Source organism: Streptomyces sp. SID11385, assembly GCF_010548245.1.
In the GTDB taxonomy this organism is placed as follows: domain Bacteria; phylum Actinomycetota; class Actinomycetes; order Streptomycetales; family Streptomycetaceae; genus Streptomyces.
In genome coordinates this window covers 1-576 of record NZ_JAAGLR010000584.1, presented here as the reverse complement: position 1 = coordinate 576, position 576 = coordinate 1, and the positions used below count along the sequence as shown (strand labels likewise).

Sequence of the window (576 nt, the reverse complement as noted above, 5' to 3'; positions counted from 1 at the left end):
ACCTGCCGCGCCCCGGCGACCTCGCGACCCGCCTCACCGCGAACACCGCCGAGGCCGCGACCGTGCCCGTCACCCTCGCGAGCGCCGTCCCCGCGGTCCTGCTGCCGCTCGGCGGCCTCGCGGGCGTCCTCCTCACCGACGTGTGGACGGGCCTGGCCCTCCTCGCCGGATTCCCGGCCGTCGCCGCGCTGCTGCGGGTCTTCACCACCGGCACCGCCGCGGCGGGCGCCCGCTACCAGCACACGCAGGCGGTCCTCGCCTCCCGCCTCACCGAAGTCCTGGAGGGCGCCGAGACGGTACGCGCCGCGGGCACCGCCCGCCGCGAGTTCGCCCGCGTCACCGCGCCGCTCGCCGAACTCGCCGCGCACGGACGCACCACCTGGCTGCTGTACGGGCGGGCGGCGGGCCGCGCGGGCGTCCTGCTCCCGCTGCTCACCGTCCTCGTCCTCACGGTGGCCGGGCTGCGGCTCGCCGCGGGGGCACTCGACATCGGCGCGCTCGTCGCCGTCACCCGCTACACGGCCCTCGCCGCGGGCATTGGCACGGTCACCGGCGCCCTCGGCGCCCTCGCCCGGG

Annotated in this window: 1 protein-coding gene; it reads left to right on the top strand. The window is 79.2% G+C overall.

Annotated features, from left to right (window positions below; all coding sequences use genetic code 11):
- Nucleotides 1–576: ABC transporter ATP-binding protein (locus G3I42_RS17640; protein WP_164287091.1), on the top strand; the 576-nt coding region annotated here is incomplete at both ends.